This window comes from Arenibacterium halophilum (assembly GCF_005938225.1).
In the GTDB taxonomy this organism is placed as follows: Bacteria; Pseudomonadota; Alphaproteobacteria; order Rhodobacterales; family Rhodobacteraceae; genus Arenibacterium; species Arenibacterium halophilum.
The window spans coordinates 662,093-681,223 of the sequence record NZ_VCPC01000003.1 but is presented as its reverse complement, the minus strand read 5'-3'; the positions used below and the strand labels follow the sequence as shown (position 1 = coordinate 681,223).

Below are 19,131 nucleotides of genomic sequence, written 5' to 3'. Positions count from 1 at the left end.
TCCGAACAATGAGCGACAAGACATTCGCGCCGCGCATCTTTTCCGGCATCCAGCCGTCGGGCAACCTGCACCTTGGCAACTACCTGGGCGCGCTGAAACGGTTCGTCGACAAACAGAACGAAGGCACCTTTGAAACGGTGTACTGCATGGTCGACATGCACGCGATCACCGTCTGGCAGAACCCCGCCGATCTGAAGCATTCGACCCGCGAACTCTGCGCCGGGTTCATCGCCAGCGGCATCGACCCGGAAAAATCCATTCTCATCAACCAAAGCCAGGTGCCCGAGCACGCGCAGCTGGCCTGGGTGTTCAACTGTGTCGCGCGTATGGGCTGGATGGGCCGCATGACCCAATGGAAGGACAAGGCGGGCAAGAATGCCGAAGCGGCCTCGCTTGGACTGTTCGCCTACCCCGCGCTGATGGCGGCCGACATCCTGGTCTACCACGCGACCCATGTGCCCGTGGGCGAAGACCAGAAACAGCATCTTGAGCTGACCCGCGACATCGCGATCAAGTTCAACAATGATTTCGGCGTCGATTTCTTTCCGGTGACCGAGCCGGTGATCGAAGGCGCGGCCACGCGGGTGATGAGCCTGCGCGACGGCACCAAGAAGATGAGCAAGTCGGACCCGTCGGATGCCAGCCGGATCAACCTGACCGACGATGCCGACACCATCGCCAAGAAGATCCGCAAGGCCAAGACCGACCCGGACGCCCTGCCCTCGGAAGCTGCCGGGCTGGCGGAACGCCCCGATGCGCGCAACCTGGTGAACATCTATGCCGGGCTGTCGGATCAGACCGTCGATCAGGCGCTGGCCGAGGTGGGCGGGATGCAGTTCGGCGCCTTCAAGCCGAAGCTGGCCGAACTTGCGGTCGAACGGCTGGCCCCTATTTCAACCGAGATGTCGCGCCTGATGGACGACACCGCCGAGATCGACCGCATTCTGGCCCGGGGCGCCCTGCGCGCGCGCGAAATCACCGCGCCGATCCTGCGCCAGACCTATGACATCATCGGGATGGTGGGGGCGTAAGCGCCCCCTCCGCTAAACGTCCTCGACGGCCATCACGCCATCAAGGCTTTTGATCGCGCCCTTGATTTCAGGGTTGATCGCGAAATCCTGGCCTAGGTCCATGTCGACCTCGCCGGGCAGTTCGGGCGACATCAGGCACAGGTAAACCTGCCCGCGCGTTGCGGCGCGCACGGCCTTTTGCGCGTTTTCCAGCACGGTCGCCACAGTGGCCACCGCTTCGGGCGCGTCGATATAGACCTTCAGCGCCATTGCCCCCGCGTTCGCCACTGCCACGTCGATCGGCGCGACGGACCGGCCCAGCAGCTTCAACTGGTCGCTTTCCATCGTCGCCTCGACCGTCACGACAACCTTAGACCCGGTTTCCAGATGTTCGCGCGCGGTTTCCAGCGTGTCAGAGAACAGCGTGACCTCGTAGGCGCCCGTGGTATCGGACAGCTGAGCAAAGGCAAAGCGGTTGCCACGCGCCGATTTGCGTTCCTGACGCCCCGCGACCACACCGGCCAGCTTTGCAACCAGCGGCCCACCCATCGCCTTTTCGCGCAGCTCGTCCAGCGTGACGACGCCCTTGCGCTTCAGCGGCGGCATGTAATCGTCCAGCGGGTGCCCCGAGAGGTAGAAGCCGATGGCCTTGAATTCCTCGCTCAGACGTTCGGCAGGCAGCCAATCGGGCACGCCGGGCATCCGCGGTTCGGGCAGATCGTCGCCCGCTTCGCCGAACAGCGAGACCTGGTTGCTGGATTTCTGTTCATGCACTGCCGCCGAATAGGCCACCAGCGCGTCCAGCCCCTCGAACACGCGGCGGCGGTTGGAATCCAGCACGTCAAAGGCCCCGGCGCGGGCCAGCATCTCCATCGGGCGCTTGCCCACGCGCTTCAGGTCGGCGCGGCGCGCCAGATCATAGAGCGTGGCAAAGGGCTTGTCGGTCCCATTCACCTTGCGCGCCTCGGTGATCAGCTTCATCGCTTCCAGCCCGACGTTCTTCAACGCCCCCAGCGCGTAGATCAGCGTGCCATCCTGCACGTCAAAGCTGGCTTCCGACCGGTTCACGCAGGGCGGCGCCCAGGGCAGATCCAGCCCCTTGCGGACCTCTTCGAAATAGACGCCCAGCTTGTCGGTCAGGTGGATATCGCAGTTCATCACCCCGGCCATGAATTCAACCGGGTGGTTCGCCTTCAGCCAGGCGGTCTGATAGCTGACGACCGCATAGGCGGCGGCGTGCGATTTGTTGAAGCCGTAGTTGGCGAATTTCTCCAGCAGGTCGAAGACCTCGCTGGCCTTCTTCTTGTCAACGCCATTCTCGCCTGCGCCCTTTTCGAACTTGGGGCGCTCGGCGTCCATCGCCTCTTTTATCTTCTTGCCCATGGCGCGGCGCAGCAGGTCGGCGCCGCCAAGGCTGTAGCCCGCCATGACCTGCGCGATCTGCATCACCTGTTCCTGGTAAACGATGATGCCCTGCGTCTCGGCAAGGATATGGTCGATCGAGGGATGCACGGATTCGATCTCGCGCAGGCCGTTCTTGACCTCGCAATAGGTCGGGATGTTTTCCATCGGGCCCGGACGGTACAGCGCCACAAGCGCCACGATGTCCTCGATACAGGTGGGCTTCATGCGCTTGAGCGCATCCATCATGCCCGAGCTTTCCACCTGGAACACCGCCACCGTCTTGGCGCTGGCATAAAGCTTGTAGGTCGCCGTATCGTCCAGCGGGATCAGGTTCATCTGGTTCTCGGCGCCCTCGGCCGGCTGGTACAGCTCGGTCCCGTCGGCGGCCACATGCAGCGGACGACCCGATTTCAGGATCAGGTCCAGCGCGTTCTGGATCACCGTCAGGGTTTTCAGGCCCAGAAAGTCGAATTTGACCAGACCGGCCTGTTCCACCCACTTCATGTTGAACTGGGTCGCGGGCATATCGGATCGCGGATCCTGATAGAGCGGCACGAGCGCATCCAGCGGCCGGTCGCCGATGACCACCCCGGCGGCGTGGGTCGAGGCATTGCGCAACAGCCCTTCGACCTGCTGGCCATAGGTCAGCAGCCGGTCCACGACTTCCTCGTTGCGGGCCTCTTCGCGCAGGCGGGGTTCGTCGATCAGCGCCTTTTCGATGCTGACGGGTTTCACCCCTTCCACCGGGATCATCTTCGACAGCCGGTCGACCTGCCCATAGGGCATCTGCAACACGCGGCCGATATCGCGCACGGCGGCCTTGGACAGAAGCGCACCGAAGGTGATGATCTGCCCCACCTTGTCACGGCCGTATTTGTCCTGAACGTAGCGGATCACCTCTTCGCGGCGGTCCATGCAAAAGTCGATGTCGAAGTCGGGCATCGACACCCGTTCCGGGTTCAGGAAGCGTTCGAACAGCAGCGAATAGCGCAGCGGATCAAGGTCGGTGATCGTCAGCGCATAGGCGACAAGACTGCCCGCACCCGAGCCCCGGCCCGGCCCCACCGGAATGTCGTGATCCTTGGCCCATTGGATGAAGTCGGCCACGATCAGGAAGTAGCCGGGAAAGCCCATGCCTTCGATGATGCCCAGCTCGAAATCCAGCCGCTGCTGGTATTCCTCGACACTCACGGCATGGGGGATCACCGCCAGCCGCGCCTGAAGCCCCTCGTTCGCCATGCGGCGCAGCTCGGCCACCTCGTCGTCGGCGAATTTCGGCAGGATCGGATCGCGGCGATAGGCCATGAAGGCGCAGCGTTTCGCGATTTCCACCGTGTTTTCCAGCGCCTCGGGCAGATCGGCGAACAGCACGCACATTTCCTGCGGCGACTTGAAGCTGTGTTGCGGCGTCAGACGGCGGCGCGGCTGCTGCTGATCGACATAGGCGCCCTCGGCGATGCAGATCAGCGCATCGTGGGCTTCGTACATCTTGGCATCGGGGAAATAGACATCGTTGGTCGCGACCAGCGGAATCCCCTTGTCATAAGCGATTTCGACATGCCCGCGCTCGGTCAGCCGTTCCGCTTCGGGGGCGGTTCCGTCTTCGCCCGCGTGGCGTTGCAGCTCGATATACAGCCGATCGCCAAAGGCCGCGTGCAGCCTGTCAACCAGCGCCTCGGCCGCCGGGCGCTGACCGGCCTGCAACAGCATCCCCACTGGCCCTTCGGGGCCGCCCGACAGGCAGATCAGCCCGCCCGACAGCGCCTCGAGTTCGTCAAGCGAGACCTGCGGCAACTGCCCGCCCTTGTCGATATAAAGGCAGCTGTTCAGCTTCATCAGGTTTTCGTAACCCGCTTCGGACTGGGCCAGCAGGACGATGGGCGCCGGGTCTTTCGGTTTCTCGCCCGGCTGCACGGCGACATAGGCCAGATCGACCTGGCAGCCGATGATCGGCTGAATCCCCGCGCCCGCCAACGAAACTGACGCCTCGAGCGCGGCGAACATGTTGTTCGTATCGGTCAGCGCCACCGCGGGCATCCCCGCCTTCTTGCAGAGATCGGGCAGCTTTTTCAGCCGCACGGCCCCTTCCAGAAGCGAATATTCGGTGTGAAGGCGAAGGTGGATGAATCGGGTCGGGCTGCTCATGGGGGCACCCTACCCCCGCCCGATGGGCCGGGCAATCGGCCAAGGCGCGCCAGGCCTGCACAAATGCAGGGCAGGTATTTGCGCGCGAAATTTGAAGCTGTTTCAAACCGCTGGCGCTTTGACGGGCGTATCAGGCGGCTTGGCGGTGCTCAGCGCGTCGAAAGATGGGGCAAACCGGTGGATCGGGTCAAAAGCAAGCCAGCTTTTGCTTGCCATGAGGGCCTGCGGCTTTCTAACCTTTGGCGAACAGGACAAGGTCCGCCGTTTCCTTACGTCGCATCGGGGAAGGGCACAATCGGGCCAAACAGGGGTAAGGCGACGGGTTTCTACATGAACATCGGTTTTCTTCTGAACGGAGAGGCGGTGCAGCTGACGGGCGCGGATCCGACGCGCCCTCTGCTGGATTGGCTGCGCGAGGGGCGCGGGCTGACCGGCACCAAGGAAGGCTGCAACGAGGGCGACTGTGGCGCCTGCACGGTGATGGTGTCGGACGGCGACGGGCCGCGCGCGCTGAACGCCTGCATCCTGCTGCTGGGGCAGCTGGACGGCAAGGCGATCCGCACGGTGGAAGGCGTGGAAGACGGCGGCACGCTGCATCCGGTGCAACAGACGATGATCGACCATCACGGCAGCCAATGCGGGTTCTGCACGCCCGGGTTCGTGATGTCGATGGTGACGGCCCATGCCACGGGCGCCACCGATCACGACGACCAGCTGGCGGGCAACCTGTGCCGCTGCACCGGCTATGCGCCGATCATCCGCGCCGCCCGCGCCGCCGAGGCACTGCCCGTGCCCGGTTGGGTCGCCACTGATTGCGCGGGCGATGCGCCGCACAACGCCGAAGTGGCCGCGCCGGAAAGCGCGGACGCGCTAGCCGCCTTGTACGACGCGCGCCCCGAAGCGACCTTGGTCGCAGGGGCCACCGATGTGGGGCTGTGGGTCACCAAGGGGCTGCGCGACATATCGCCCACGATTTTCCTGAACCGCTGCGCCGATCTGAAAGTGATCGAAGACACGCCGGACGGACTGCGTATCGGCGCCATGGCTGACATGAACCGCGTGCGCGCGGCGATTGCACCGCTGTTTCCGTCCTATGCCGAGATGATCCGCCGCTACGGCTCGACCCAGGTGCGCAATGCGGCGACGATTGGTGGCAATATCGCCAACGGCTCGCCCATTGGCGACAACCCGCCCGCGCTGATCGCGCTGGGAGCGCGGCTGCATCTGCGCAAGGGGGATACGCGGCGTGAGATCGCCATCGAAGATTTCTTCCTCGAGTACGGCAAGCAGGACCGCGCCCCCGGCGAATTCGTCGAGGCGGTCACCATCCCACGTCAGCCCGACACGCTGGGCTGCTACAAGGTGTCGAAACGGTTCGATCAGGACATCTCGGCTTTGTGCGGCTGTTTCAACATCACGCGCGAAGGGGGCCGGGTGAGCGCGGCACGGATCGCCTTTGGCGGCATGGCGGGCGTGCCCAAACGCGCGCGGGCGGTCGAGGCGGCTATGGTTGGCCAAGAGTGGACCGCCGAAACCATCGCCGCGGCGCAGGCAGAGTTTGCCCGCGATTTCGAACCGATGTCCGACATGCGCGCCTCGGCCAGCTATCGGCTGGCGACGGCGGCGGCGCTGCTGGGGCGGTATTTCGACGAAAGCGAAGGCGCGGGGCTGACGGTGCTGGAGGTCGCGCCATGAGTGTCGCCAAGCCCCTGCCCCATGATTCCGCGCGCCTGCATGTGACGGGCGCGGCGCGCTATGTCGATGACATGCCGGTGCCGGCGGGCTGTCTGCACCTGGCTTTTGGCCTTTCCGAGTTTGCCTGCGGCGATATCCTGTCGATGGACCTGGAAGCCGTGCGCGCGGCGCCGGGCGTGGTGATGGTCCTGACGGCTGCGGATCTGCCTTTCGCCAACGATGTCTCGCCTTCTGCCCATGACGAGCCGTTGCTGGCCGTGGACCGGGTGGACTACCTTGGCCAGCCGCTGTTTGCGGTGGTGGCGACCAGCCATGTGGCGGCGCGCCGAGCCGCGCGGCTGGGCAGGATCGCGCACAAGGCCCGCCCTGCCCTGCTGACAATCGAGGCCGCGCTGGCGGCGAACAGCCGCTTTGAAGACGGCCCGCGCATCTACACCATGGGCGACCCCGCAGGCGCCATCGACGGGGCCGACCACCAGGTGACGGGCCGGATCGACATGGGCGGGCAGGAGCATTTTTACCTTGAGGGTCAGGCGGCGCTGGCCTTGCCGCAAGAGGCGGGGGACATGCATGTGATATCGTCCACCCAGCATCCGACCGAGATCCAGCACAAGGTGGCCGAAGCCCTGGGCGTACCAATGCATGGCGTACGCGTCGAAACGCGGCGCATGGGCGGCGGGTTTGGCGGCAAGGAGAGCCAGGGCAATGCGCTGGCCGTGGCCTGTGCCGTGGCGGCGCGGGCGACCGGGCGGGCCTGCAAGATGCGCTATGATCGCGACGACGACATGGTGATCACCGGCAAACGCCACGATTTCCGGATTGACTATCGCGCCGGATTCGATGCCGGAGGGCGGATTGTTGGGGTGGAGTTCGTGCAATACGCACGCTGTGGCTGGGCGCAAGATTTGTCGCTGCCAGTTGCGGATCGGGCGATGCTGCACTCCGACAACGCCTATCGGTTGCCGAATGTGCGCATCGAAAGCCACCGGCTGAAAACCAACACCCAGAGCGCCACCGCCTTTCGCGGGTTTGGCGGGCCTCAGGGGATGCTGGGCATCGAGCGGGTGATGGACCACGCCGCGAGGGTGCTGGGGCTGGACGGGGTCGAGATTCGGCGGCGCAATTACTATGACGAACGGGTGGAGGGGGGCTCTGCCCCCCGGCCTGCGGCCGCCCCCCGGGATATTTCCGTCCCAAAGAATGAGGATTTGGCCTCGCGCGGGGCGGAGGTATCGGAGCCCGGCGACGCGGCGGCGCCCGAGGGCGCACAGGTCACGCCCTATGGCATGGAGGTGCGCGATTTCATCCTGCACGGGATGACGCGGCAATTGCTGGAGAGTTGCGATTACGCGGCGCGGCGGGCGGCGGTGGACGATTGGAACGCGCGCAATGCGACGATCAAGCGGGGGATTGCCTTTTCCCCGGTGAAGTTCGGGATTTCCTTTACGCTGACCCATCTGAACCAGGCCGGGGCGCTGGTGCATGTGTATCAGGATGGCTCGGTTCATCTGAACCATGGTGGCACGGAGATGGGACAGGGGTTGTTTCGCAAGGTGGCTCAGGTGGCGGCGCAGCGGTTCGGGATTGCGCCCGAAGACGTGCGGATCACCGCGACCGATACGGCGAAGGTGCCCAATACCTCGGCCACGGCGGCCTCATCCGGCAGCGATCTGAACGGGATGGCGGTGCAGGCGGCCTGTGACATCATTCGCGACCGCATGGCGGCGCATCTGGCCGAGCAGCATCAGGCGGCGCCCGGGGATGTGCGGTTTGAGGGCGGGCGGGTTTACGTCGGCGGGGCCGAGTATTCCTTCGCCGAGGCGGCGCAGATGGCCTATGTGGGGCGCGTGTCGCTGTCGGCGACCGGGTTCTACAAGACGCCGGGGCTGGCCTGGGACCGGATCGAGGGGCGCGGGCGGCCGTTTTTCTATTTCGCCTATGGCGCGGCGGTGAGCGAGGTGGCGGTGGACACGCGCACCGGCGAGAACCGCATCCTGCGCGCCGATATCCTGCATGATGCCGGCGCTTCGTTGAACCCGGCGATCGACATCGGGCAGGTCGAAGGCGGATACGTGCAGGGCGCGGGCTGGCTGACGACCGAGGAGTTGGTGTGGGACGATGCCGGGCGGCTGCGCACCCATGCGCCCTCGACCTACAAGATCCCGGCCTGTTCGGACCGGCCGGATGTGTTCAACGTGGCGCTCTGGGACGGCGCGAACCCCGAGGCGACGGTGTACCGGTCGAAAGCCGTGGGCGAGCCGCCGTTCATGCTGGGGATTTCCGCGTTTCTGGCGCTATCGGATGCGGTGGCGGCCTGTGGGCCGGCCTATCCGGCGCTGAATGCGCCCGCGACGCCCGAGGAGATCTGGCGCGCGATTGCTCGCGCGCGGGGAGAGGCGCGATGAGTTTCGACCTGGACGCCTTGCGCGATGCGGTGGCCGCGCAGGGCCGCGTGGTGCGCGTGGTGATTGCCGCGATCCGCGGGTCGAGCCCGCGTGAGGTGGGCGCGGCGATGCTGGTCTGGGAGGGCGGGCAATTGGGCACCATCGGCGGTGGGGCGCTGGAATTCGCGGCGGCGCGGGCCGCGCGGGCGCTGACGCAGGATCGGGTGACGCAGCATCCGCTGGGCCCGGCGCTGGGGCAGTGCTGTGGTGGGGCGGTGACCCTGCTGAGCGAGGTCTACGATGCGGCGCGATTGGCGGCGACGGATGCCGACATCGGGGTGATCGCGCGCGCGGTTGGCGGCGCGGATCAGATGCCGCTGGCGGTGGCGCGGCTGCTGGCGCGGGCGCGCGACCGGGGGCAACAGCCCGAGGCGCAGCTGATCGACGGATGGATGATCGAGCCGGTGCATCGCCCGGCGCGCGAGATCTGGGTCTGGGGGGCTGGGCATGTGGGGCGCGCCATCGTGGGCGTGCTGGCCCCCCTGCCCGACATCGCGCTGACCTGGGTCGATACCGCGCCCGAGCGGTTTCCTGAGCAAGTGCCCGCAGGCGTGACGGTTCTGCCTGCAGCCCGGCCCGAGGTTCTGGTGCCACGCGCGCCGAAAAACGCGGAACATCTGATCCTGACCTATTCCCACAAGCTGGATCTGGACCTATGCCATGCGCTGCTGTGCCAAGGGTTTGCCTTTGCCGGGCTGATCGGCTCGGCCACGAAATGGGCGCGGTTCCGGGGGCGACTGGCCGATCTGGGGCATGGGGCCAACCGGATCGCGCGGATCACCTGCCCGATTGGCGACCCCGCACTTGGCAAGCATCCGCAGGCCATTGCGCTGGGGGTTGGCGCGGCGCTGTTGCGCCCCGGACGGGTCGAGGCGACGGAACTGAAGGAGGGCCTCGCATGAGCGAGATGCTGTTGCGGATCGAGGGGCTGACCAAGGCCTATCCCGGCGTTGTCGCCAATGACCATGTGTCCTTTGACATTGCCGAGGGGCAAGTTCACGCGCTGCTGGGCGAGAATGGTGCCGGGAAATCCACGCTGGTCAAGATGATTTACGGGCTGGTGAAACCCGACAGCGGGCGGATGCTGTTGCGGGGCAAACCCTATGCCCCGGCCGAGCCGCGCGCCGCGCGGGCCGATGGCATCGCCATGGTGTTCCAGCATTTTTCGCTGTTCGACGCTTTGGATGTGGCCGAGAATATCGCGCTGGGGATGGAGACGCCGCCGCCGATGCGCGACCTGGCGCGCCGCATCCGCGAGGTGAGCGAGACCTATGGGCTGCCGCTGGACCCCTTCCGCACGGTGGGCGACCTGTCGGCTGGCGAGCGGCAGCGGGTCGAGATCATTCGCTGTCTGTTGCAGGATCCGAAGCTGCTGATCATGGACGAGCCGACCAGCGTGCTGACGCCGCAGGAGGTGGAGATATTGTTCCAGACCCTGCGCAAGCTAAGCGCCGAGGGCACGGCGATCCTGTATATCTCGCACAAGCTGGAAGAGATCCGCACGCTGTGCGACCACGCAACGGTGCTGCGGCTGGGCAAGAACGTGGGCGAATGCGTGCCGCGCGAGACCTCCGCGAGGGATATGGCCGAACTGATGGTGGGCAGCACGCTGAAGACGCCCGAACGGGTGGCCAAGGCGCCGGGGCCGGTCGCGCTGGAGCTGACCGGGCTGTCGGTGGCGTCGCCGTCTGCTTTTGGAACCGCGTTGAAGAATGTCTCGGTGCAGGTGAGCCAGGGCGAGGTGCTGGGCATCGGCGGCGTGGCGGGCAACGGGCAGGACGAGTTGCTGGCGGTGCTGTCGGGCGAGATCCGCGCGCCGCGCGATGCGGTGAAGCTGGACGGCAAGGGCATCGGCACGCTGGGCCCGACGGCGCGGCGCGCGCTGGGTCTGCTGAGCGCGCCGGAAGAGCGGCTGGGCCATGCCGCCGCGCCCGACATGAGCCTGACCGAGAACGCGATGCTGACCGGATCGGTACGCGAGGGGCTGGAGCGGCGCGGGTTCCTGAAATGGGGCGCGGCACAGGCCTTTGCCGAGCGCATCATCAAGGATTTCGACGTGCGCACGCCGGGGCCCGGCAATGCCGCACGGGCGCTGTCGGGGGGCAATCTGCAGAAATTCGTGATCGGGCGCGAGGTGTTGCAGCGCCCGCGTGTCCTGGTGGTGAACCAGCCGACCTGGGGCGTGGACGCCAGCGCCGCCGCCGCGATCCGGCAGGCGATCCTGGACCTGGCCGATGGCGGCGCTGCGGTGATCTGCATCAGCCAGGACCTGGACGAGTTGATGGAGATTGCCGACCGCTTTGCCGCGCTGAACGAAGGCCGGCTGACCGCGCCGCGGCCCACCGCCGGGCTGACGATTGACGAAATCGGGCTGATGATGGGCGGCGCCCACGGCATGGAGGTCGCGCATGTGTGATCGGTTGCCCCGAAAGACCGCCTCCGGCGGGAGTATTTTGACCGAAAAGAAGCAGGGGTGCGGGGAATGATCGTGCTGGAGAAGCGGCCGCAGCCATCGCAGTTCTGGTCGCTGGCGACTCCGATTGCCGCAGTTGTCGCCACGATGATCTTTGGCGGGCTGCTGTTTGCCGTGCTGGGCAAGAACCCGGTCGAGGCGATCCGCACGATTTTCTGGGATCCGCTGCTGGGGGAATTCGCGTTTTATTACCGCCCTCAACTGCTGATCAAGGGCGCGCCTTTGGTGCTGATCGCCATCGGGCTGTCGCTTGGGTTCAAGGCAGGCATCTGGAACATCGGCGCCGAGGGGCAGTACATCATCGGCGCGCTGACCGGTGCCGGTGTCGGGCTGGCGTTTTACCCGATGGAGTCCTGGATCATCTTTCCGCTGATGGTGCTGGCGGGCGCGCTGGGCGGCTGGGCTTGGGCGATGATCCCGGCGCTGTTGAAGGTGAAGTTCGGCACCAACGAAATTCTGGTGTCGCTGATGCTGGTCTATGTGGCCGAGCAATTGCTGGCCTCTATGTCGCTGGGATTGTTGAAGAACCCCGAGGGCTTCGGCTTTCCGGGCAGCCGCAACCTGCAACAGTATGACAGCGCCCATAACGCCGAGCTGATTGCAGGTTCGGGGATGCATTGGGGCGTGGTGGCGGCGATGATCACGGTGATCTTTGCCTATGTGCTGCTGAACCGGCACATGCTGGGCTTTCACATCCGCCTGACCGGCGATGCGCCCCGTGCGGCGCGGTTTGCCGGTGTGAACCCGGCGCGGCTGATCCTGTTCTGCCTTGGCATTTCCGGCGCGCTGGCCGGGCTGGCGGGGTTGTTCGAAGTCGCGGGCCCGGCGGGGCAGATCAGCATCGATTTCAACACTGGCTATGGGTTTACCGCGATCATCGTCGCCTTCCTGGGGCGGCTGCACCCGATCGGCATCCTGCTGGCCGGGCTGCTGATGGCGCTGACCTATATCGGCGGCGAAATCGCGCAAAGCCAGATGGGCCTGCCCGCCGCCGCAATTCAGGTGTTCCAAGGAATGCTTCTGTTCTTTCTGCTGGCGCTGGACGTGCTGACCAATTTCCGAATTCGCCTGAAAACGCGCGAGGTGGCCTGATGGATCTGTCGCAAATCAATCCCGTCCTGCTGATTGCCTCGCTCATGGTGGCGGCGACGCCGATCCTGCTGGCGGCCATCGGAGAGCTGGTCGTCGAACGCGCGGGCGTGCTGAACCTGGGCGTGGAGGGGATGATGATCACCGGCGCGATCTGCGGCTTTGCGGTGGCGGTCGAAAGCGGCTCTCCGCTGTTCGGGTTTGTCGCGGCCGCTGTGGGTGGCGCGGTCCTGTCGCTGCTCTTCGTGCTGCTGACACAGGTGGCGCTGGCCAATCAGGTGGCGTCTGGTCTGGCGCTGACGCTGTTCGGGCTGGGGCTGTCGTCGCTGCTGGGGCAAGGCTATGTCGGGTTGAAACCGCCGCCCACCCCGCGTCTGGACATTCCGGTGCTGAGCGATCTGCCGGTTGTGGGGCCGATCCTGTTCTCGCATGATCCGGTGCTGTATTTCGGCATCGTGGTCGTGGCGGCCACATGGGCGCTTCTGAAATTCACCCGCGCCGGGCTGATCCTGCGGGCGGTTGGCGAAAACCACGATGCCGCCCATGCGCTGGGCTACAAGGTGGTGCGCATCCGCGTGCTGGCGATCCTGTTCGGGGGCGCCTGCGCCGGGCTGGGCGGGGCCTATATCAGCCTGATCCGCGTGCCCCAATGGACCGAAGGCATGACGGCGGGCGTTGGCTGGATCGCGCTGGCGCTGGTGGTCTTTGCCAGCTGGAAACCGTGGCGCGTGCTTCTGGGGGCCTATCTGTTTGGGGGGCTGACGGTGTTGCAGCTGAACCTGCAGGCCGCGGGCGTGGCGATTCCGGTCGAGTACCTGGCAATGTCGCCCTATGTCATCACCATCGTCGTGCTGGTGATCCTGTCGGCCGACAAGAGCCGCGCGCCTGCCGCGCTGGGCCGGGTGTTTCATGCCACGCGATAGCGCGATGTGAGCGCCCAATAATTCACCAGCTTCGCCGCATAAACGGGCATCTGCCCGCGGCGGGCCTTGATACCGGCGGCACGACCATGAAAGATGCCGCCAGCCAAACACCACCAATAAGGGGATAACAGGATGACGATACTTCGCAGAACGCTGCTGGCGACTGCCGCCGCCGCAACCGCGCTGGGGCTGGCCGGGGGCGCCATGGCGCAGGACAAGACCAAGGTCGGCTTCGTCTATGTCGGGCCGGTCGGCGATGGCGGCTGGACCCACGAACATGACATGGGCCGCAAGGCTGTCGAGGCGGAATTCGGCGACAAGGTCGAAACCGTCTACGTCGAGAACGTGGCCGAAGGCCCGGACGCCGAGCGCGTGATGACCCAGATGGCGCTGAACGGCGCCGATCTGATCTTCACCACCTCGTTCGGGTTCATGGATCCGACGATCAACGTTGCCAAGAAATTCCCGGACGTGAAGTTCGAGCATGCCACCGGCTACAAGCGCGCCGACAACGTCAGCACCTACTCGGCCCGCTTCTACGAAGGCCGTGCCGTACAAGGCGTGATCGCCGGGCATATGACCGAATCGAATATCGTCGGCTATATCGGGTCCTTCCCGATCCCCGAGGTGATCCGCGGCATCAACTCGGCCTATATCCATGCCAAGAAGGTCAACCCCGACGTTCAGTTCAAGATCGTCTGGGCCTACACATGGTTCGATCCGGCAAAAGAAGCCGACGCCGCCAAGGTGCTGATCGAACAGGGTGCCGACGTGATCCTGCAGCACACCGATTCCACCGCGCCCCATGCGGCAGCGGCTGAAAAGGGTGGCGTGATCACCTTTGGTCAGGCGTCGGATATGGCGGAATACGCGCCCAGCCCGCGCGTCAGCTCGATCATCGACAACTGGGCGCCTTATTACATCGCGCGTACCAAGGCCGTGATGGATGGCACCTGGGCAAGCATGGACACCTGGGACGGCATCGGCCCCGGCATGGTCGGCATCGGCGAGATCACCGACACGGTGCCTGCCGAGGTGAAAGAAGAAGCCATGGCGCTGAAAGAGTCGATTGCTTCGGGCGAATACCACCCCTTCACCGGCCCGCTGAAAAAGCAGGACGGGTCCGACTGGCTGGCCGAAGGCGAAACCGCCGATGACGGCACGCTGGCGGGCATGAACTTCTACGTCGAAGGCATCGAAGGCGACATTCCGCAGTAACCTGTTCTGCGCGACGGACCTGAACGGCCCTGCCCCACGGCGGGGCCGTTTGCGTTTGGTCCTGCCCGTTTGCGCGCCACGCCATGCGGCGCCCCGACGCGCCCGATGCGCCGCCCCTTGCGCCTGCAGCAAATGTGATGTTGCAATGCAGCATGGCCGAGCCACTTTCCATTGTTGTCGTCGAATCCGACCGCGAGCGCGCCTTGCTGATCGTCGACAGCCTGCGCGAGGCGGGCGACTACAAGATCACCGTCGTGGGCGAAGTCACCGGGTTGGCGCGCCGGATCAGCGAGCAGAACCCCGACGTGGTGCTGATCGACATCGCCAATCCTTCGCGCGACACGCTGGAAGAACTGGCGCTGGCCTCGGGGCCGATGGACCGGCCGGTGGCAATGTTCGTCGACCGCTCTGGCGCGGGGCTGACCACCTCGGCGATCGAGGCGGGCGTGTCGGCCTATGTGGTGGACGGGCTGCGCGCCGACCGGCTGAAGCCGGTGCTGGATGCGGCGGTGGCACGGTTTCACATGTTTCGCCGGATGCGCACCGAACTGGCCGCGACGCGCCGCGCGCTGGAAGAACGCAAGGTGATCGACCGCGCCAAGGGGTTGCTGATGAAGGCGCGCGGGCTGGACGAAGATGCCGCCTATGCCCTGCTGCGGCGCACCGCGATGGAACAGAACCGCAAGATTGTCGACGTTGCCGAGGCGTTGGTGACGGCCGCGGGGCTGTTGTCATGAGCGCAACGGGGTTGTCGGTCGGCTTCATGCCGCTGGTCGATGCCGCGCCGCTGATCGTCGCGCGCGAGATGGGGTTCGCCCGCGAGGAAAGCATCGAGCTGGAGCTGAAGCGCGCGCCGTCCTGGTCGGGTATTCGCGATATGCTGGCGTTTGGCCGGGTCGATGCGGCGCATATGCTGTCACCCGTGCCGATTGCGCTGGCCTTGGGTTTGGGCGGCGGCGGCGCGCCGCTCTCGGCTGTGTCGGTCCTTAGCGTGAACGGAGATGCCATCGGCGTCAGTCAGGCAGTCGCCAACCGGCTGCGCGACGCGGGCTTTGCGTTCGATTTCGCCGATGCCACGGCGGCCGGCAAGGCGCTGATCGCGGCGGCGCAGGGGCGGCTGCGCATTGGCGTACCCTTCCCTTTCTCGATGCACGCCGAGCTGCTGTATTACTGGCTGAACGCGCTTGGCCTGCCCGCGCCGCAAAGCGTGGAAATCCACACCGTGCCGCCGCCGCTGATGTCCGATGCCATCGCCGCCGGAGAAATCGACGCCTTCTGCGTGGGTGAACCCTGGGGCTCGATGGCCGTGGAAAACGGTCTGGGAGAGTTGCTGCTGCCCGGCAATGCGATCTGGGCCTTTGCGCCGGAAAAGGTGCTGGCCGTGCGCACCGACTGGGCCGAAACCGAACCCCAGCTGCTGGGCCGCCTGATGCGCGCCGTCTGGCGCGCCGGGCGCTGGCTGGCCCAGCCCGACAGCCACACCGCCGCGTCCGAGCTGATGTCGCGCCCCGAATATCTGGACGTGCCGCCCGAGATCATCGACCGCGCGCTGGTCGGGCATCTGACCATCGCGGCCAATGGCGAACAGCGCCGGGTCGAGCGGTTCCTTGAATTCCACCATGGCGCGGCAACCTATCCGTGGCGGTCGCAGGCCGCGTGGATCGGGCGGCAGCTGGCCGCGCGCACCGGGCTGGACCGGGCCGAGGCGATCCGCACCGCCCGCGACGTGTTCCGCACCGATATCTATCGCCGGATGCTGCGCGACGTGGGCGCCGAATTGCCCGGCGCCTCGGACAAGATTGAAGGCTCGGTTCTGCACGAGGCACCCGTCGCCTCGGAATCAGGGCGCCTGACCCTGCTGCGCGATTCGTTTTTTGACCGCCGCATTTTTGACCCCAAGCGCCCGGACTGACCACATTTTCGGCAACGCAGCGCACGGCACGCCGCATTGCGGCAAAACCACCCCCCAAAAGATGACTTTTCTTTGACGCCGCCCAGCAGCGTTCGGTAAACAGAAACTGTTCAAGGCAATGGCGCCCAGAACACCGATTTCTCCCAATGACTGGGTTCGATGAGCAAAGCCGCTCGACACTCTGCGTCCTCCGCAGGGATTGTCAGCGGCTGTTTTTTTGTCGCCCAGGTCACAAAGCCCCTGGGCCCGGATGAGAGACGACACATGAAAAAGATACTTGCCACCCTCGCTGCCTCCACCGCCCTGGCCGGGCCGCTGTCGGCCGAGATGCTGGACCTGGAAAAGGACGAACTGACCTTCGGCTTCATCAAGCTGACCGATATGGCCCCGCTGGCCGTGGCCTATGAACAGGGGTTCTTTGATGACGAAGGCCTGTTCGTCACGCTCGAGGCACAGGCCAACTGGAAGGTGCTGCTGGATGGCGTGATTTCCGGCACGCTGGACGGGGCGCACATGCTGGCCGGACAGCCGCTGGCCGCCACCATCGGGTATGGCACCGAGGCGCATATCGTCACCCCCTTCTCGATGGATCTGAATGGCAACGGCATCACCGTATCGAACGAGGTCTGGGAGATGATGAAACCCAACCTGACCATGATGGACGATGGCCGCCCGCAGCACCCGATCTCGGCCAGCGCGCTGGTGCCTGTGATCGACAGCTTCCGCAGCGCCGGCAAGCCGTTCAACATGGGCATGGTGTTCCCCGTGTCCACGCACAATTACGAGTTGCGCTACTGGCTGGCTGCCGGCGGCATCAACCCCGGCTACTACAGCCCCGAAAACGTGACCGGCCAGATCGGCGCCGATGTGTTCCTGTCGGTGACCCCGCCGCCGCAGATGCCCGCAACGCTCGAGGCCGGCACCATCAACGGCTACTGCGTGGGCGAGCCGTGGAACCAGCAAGCCGTGTTCAAGGGCATCGGCGTGCCGGTGATCACCGATTTCGAAATCTGGAAGAACAACCCCGAGAAAGTCTTCGGGATGACGGCGGAATTTACCGAGCAGAACCCAAACACCACGCTCGCCGTGACCAAGGCGCTGATCCGCGCGGCCATGTGGCTGGACGAAAACGACAACGCCAACCGCGAGGAGGCGGTCGAAATCCTGTCGCGTCCTGAATACGTGGGCGCCGACGCCGAGGTGATCGCCAACTCTATGACCGGCACCTTCGAATACGAAAAGGGCGACACCCGCGAGGTGCCCGATTTCAACGTATTCTTCCGCTACAACGCGACCTACCCGTTCTATTCGGACGCCGTCTGGTACCTGACCCAGATGCGCCGCTGGGGCCAGATCGCCGAGGCCAAGCCCGACAGCTGGTACGACGAAGTGGCGAAATCGGTCTACAAGCCCGAGATTTACCTCGAGGCCGCGCGCCTGCTGGTCGACGAAGGTCTGGCCGACGAGGCCGATTTCCCCTGGGACAGCACCGGCTACAAGGCACCGACCCCGGCCGATGACATCATCGACGCGATCCCCTTCGATGCGACGGCGCCCAACGCCTACCTCGACAGCCTTCCGATCGGCCTGAAGGGCGACCAGAAAGTCGTCGGCAACGAAGTGCAGGGCTGATCCCGGCACACCACCCTACGGGACGGCGGGCGGGGCGATGCTCCGTCAGGAGCGAGCGGCGCTCGCCGTCCCCCCCCTCCGCCCGACCGCCCGCACCAAGGACACCCGGACATGACCGCCATCGACCCGACCAGCCTCGACGCCGACGCCCGCCGCGCGCGCCGGTTCACCCGCATCAACGCCGCCGACAAATGGTTCCAAGTGCTTGGCCTGGCCTGGATCACGCCGATCCTGCGCGCGGCCGCCGGCGACAACCCCCGCGCCCAGATGCGCGACCTCTGGCGCCTCGCCGGGGTGCCCATGCTGGCCATCCTCTGCTTCCTCGCGCTCTGGGGCGTGCTGGCCCCGCAGGTGCAAACCTCGCTGGGCGCGATCCCCGGCCCGGTGCAGGTTTGGAACGAAGCAGTTACCTTGCACCAGGACGCCGCGCAGAAGGCCGAACAGCGCGCTGACCACTACGCCCGCGTCGACGCCCGCAACCAGCGTTTCATCGACCGGGGCCAGCCCGAGCGCGTGAAAGACATCCCCTTCACCGGCGCGCCTTCCTATTACCAGCAGATCGGCACCTCGATCCTGACGGTCTTCTTCGGTTTCCTGCTGGCCTCGGTCGTCGCGATCCCGCTGGGCATCGCCGCCGGCCTGTCACCCACCGCGAATGCGGCGCTGAACCCGCTGATCCAGATCTTCAAGCCGGTCTCGCCGCTGGCCTGGCTGCCCATCGTCACCATGGTCGTCGCCGCCGTCTACACCACCAACGACGGGCTGTTCGCCAAGTCGTTCCTTGTCTCGGCCATCACCGTCACGCTCTGTTCGCTCTGGCCGACGCTGATCAACACTGCCCTTGGCGTCGCCTCGATCGACAAGGATCTGGTCAACGTCTCGAAGGTGCTCAAGATGACCACCTGGACAAAAATTACCCGCCTCGTGTTGCCCTCGGCCCTGCCGCTGATCTTCACCGGGCTGCGCCTCTCGCTGGGCGTGGGCTGGATGGTTCTGATCGCGGCCGAGATGCTGGCCCAGAACCCCGGGCTCGGGAAATTCGTCTGGGATGAATTCCAGAACGGCTCCTCCAGCAGCCTCGCGCGCATCATGGTGGCCGTCTTCACCATCGGCATCATCGGCTTCCTTCTCGACCGGGTGATGTTCGCGCTGCAATCCCTGTTCACATTTACCAACAACCGGTGAC

13 protein-coding genes are annotated in these 19,131 nt (G+C 65.6%); 12 read left to right on the top strand and 1 reads right to left on the bottom strand.

Features of this window, described 5'->3' with window-relative positions:
* Positions 1-8 precede the first annotated feature (8 nt).
* The gene (gene trpS / locus FGK64_RS16510) at positions 9-1,031 is read left to right on the top strand and encodes a tryptophan--tRNA ligase (protein ID WP_138864918.1); all 1,023 of its coding nucleotides are present in this window, start codon (positions 9-11) and stop codon (positions 1,029-1,031) included.
* Positions 1,032-1,043: 12 nt separating this feature from the next.
* Here trpS and dnaE read toward each other — a convergent pair whose 3' ends face one another.
* The gene (dnaE, locus tag FGK64_RS16505; protein ID WP_138864917.1) at positions 1,044-4,559 is read right to left on the bottom strand and encodes a DNA polymerase III subunit alpha; all 3,516 of its coding nucleotides are present in this window, start codon (positions 4,557-4,559) and stop codon (positions 1,044-1,046) included.
* 330 nt (positions 4,560-4,889) lie between these two features.
* Between dnaE and xdhA the strand changes: the two genes are divergently transcribed.
* From xdhA to FGK64_RS16450, 11 genes are all read left to right on the top strand, one after another.
* Positions 4,890-6,254 (top strand): xanthine dehydrogenase small subunit, encoded by a 1,365-nt coding sequence (gene xdhA / locus FGK64_RS16500; protein ID WP_138864916.1) that lies wholly within the window; start codon positions 4,890-4,892, stop codon positions 6,252-6,254.
* Positions 6,251-8,659 carry a xanthine dehydrogenase molybdopterin binding subunit gene (gene xdhB / locus FGK64_RS16495; protein WP_138864915.1) on the top strand — a complete coding sequence of 803 codons (2,409 nt, stop codon included), beginning with the start codon at positions 6,251-6,253 and terminating at the stop codon, positions 8,657-8,659. Before xdhA ends, xdhB begins: the two co-directional genes overlap by 4 nt.
* On the top strand, positions 8,656-9,600 hold the full coding sequence (gene xdhC / locus FGK64_RS16490; protein WP_138864914.1) for a xanthine dehydrogenase accessory protein XdhC: 945 nt from the start codon (positions 8,656-8,658) through the stop codon (positions 9,598-9,600). The genes xdhB and xdhC overlap by 4 nt, the downstream gene beginning before the upstream one ends.
* Positions 9,597-11,114, top strand: a complete 1,518-nt coding sequence (locus tag FGK64_RS16485; protein WP_138864913.1) for an ABC transporter ATP-binding protein — start codon at positions 9,597-9,599, stop codon at positions 11,112-11,114. The genes xdhC and FGK64_RS16485 overlap by 4 nt, the downstream gene beginning before the upstream one ends.
* A 66-nt stretch (positions 11,115-11,180) precedes the next feature.
* Entirely contained in the window at positions 11,181-12,263 is a 1,083-nt protein-coding gene (locus FGK64_RS16480; protein WP_138864912.1) for an ABC transporter permease, read from the top strand.
* Positions 12,263-13,183: an ABC transporter permease gene (locus FGK64_RS16475; RefSeq protein ID WP_138864911.1), complete on the top strand. Its 921-nt coding sequence runs from the start codon at positions 12,263-12,265 to the stop codon at positions 13,181-13,183. Before FGK64_RS16480 ends, FGK64_RS16475 begins: the two co-directional genes overlap by 1 nt.
* Positions 13,184-13,315: 132 nt before the next feature.
* Complete coding sequence (locus FGK64_RS16470) at positions 13,316-14,401, top strand: BMP family ABC transporter substrate-binding protein (protein WP_138864910.1); 1,086 nt, start codon at positions 13,316-13,318, stop codon at positions 14,399-14,401.
* A gap of 152 nt (positions 14,402-14,553) precedes the next feature.
* Positions 14,554-15,138 carry an ANTAR domain-containing response regulator gene (locus FGK64_RS16465; protein ID WP_138864909.1) on the top strand — a complete coding sequence of 195 codons (585 nt, stop codon included), beginning with the start codon at positions 14,554-14,556 and terminating at the stop codon, positions 15,136-15,138.
* Entirely contained in the window at positions 15,135-16,313 is a 1,179-nt protein-coding gene (locus FGK64_RS16460) for an ABC transporter substrate-binding protein (RefSeq protein ID WP_138864908.1), read from the top strand. The genes FGK64_RS16465 and FGK64_RS16460 overlap by 4 nt, the downstream gene beginning before the upstream one ends.
* 264 nt (positions 16,314-16,577) lie before the next feature.
* On the top strand, positions 16,578-17,945 hold the full coding sequence (locus FGK64_RS16455) for a CmpA/NrtA family ABC transporter substrate-binding protein (RefSeq protein ID WP_138864907.1): 1,368 nt from the start codon (positions 16,578-16,580) through the stop codon (positions 17,943-17,945).
* 111 nt (positions 17,946-18,056) lie between these two features.
* Positions 18,057-19,130, top strand: a complete 1,074-nt coding sequence (locus tag FGK64_RS16450) for an ABC transporter permease (RefSeq protein ID WP_138864906.1) — start codon at positions 18,057-18,059, stop codon at positions 19,128-19,130.
* The last annotated feature ends 1 nt before the right edge of the window (position 19,131 follow it).

Coding starts and splice junctions, on each gene's coding strand:
- xdhA (WP_138864916.1), top strand. CDS start 4,890: ATGAACATCGGTTTTCTTCTGAACGGAGAGGCGGTGCAGCTGACGGGC.
- FGK64_RS16450 (WP_138864906.1), top strand. CDS start 18,057: ATGACCGCCATCGACCCGACCAGCCTCGACGCCGACGCCCGCCGCGCG.
- trpS (WP_138864918.1), top strand. CDS start 9: ATGAGCGACAAGACATTCGCGCCGCGCATCTTTTCCGGCATCCAGCCG.
- FGK64_RS16480 (WP_138864912.1), top strand. CDS start 11,181: ATGATCGTGCTGGAGAAGCGGCCGCAGCCATCGCAGTTCTGGTCGCTG.
- FGK64_RS16465 (WP_138864909.1), top strand. CDS start 14,554: ATGGCCGAGCCACTTTCCATTGTTGTCGTCGAATCCGACCGCGAGCGC.
- xdhB (WP_138864915.1), top strand. CDS start 6,251: ATGAGTGTCGCCAAGCCCCTGCCCCATGATTCCGCGCGCCTGCATGTG.
- FGK64_RS16460 (WP_138864908.1), top strand. CDS start 15,135: ATGAGCGCAACGGGGTTGTCGGTCGGCTTCATGCCGCTGGTCGATGCC.
- FGK64_RS16470 (WP_138864910.1), top strand. CDS start 13,316: ATGACGATACTTCGCAGAACGCTGCTGGCGACTGCCGCCGCCGCAACC.
- FGK64_RS16475 (WP_138864911.1), top strand. CDS start 12,263: ATGGATCTGTCGCAAATCAATCCCGTCCTGCTGATTGCCTCGCTCATG.
- FGK64_RS16485 (WP_138864913.1), top strand. CDS start 9,597: ATGAGCGAGATGCTGTTGCGGATCGAGGGGCTGACCAAGGCCTATCCC.
- xdhC (WP_138864914.1), top strand. CDS start 8,656: ATGAGTTTCGACCTGGACGCCTTGCGCGATGCGGTGGCCGCGCAGGGC.
- dnaE (WP_138864917.1), bottom strand. CDS start 4,559: ATGAGCAGCCCGACCCGATTCATCCACCTTCGCCTTCACACCGAATAT.
- FGK64_RS16455 (WP_138864907.1), top strand. CDS start 16,578: ATGAAAAAGATACTTGCCACCCTCGCTGCCTCCACCGCCCTGGCCGGG.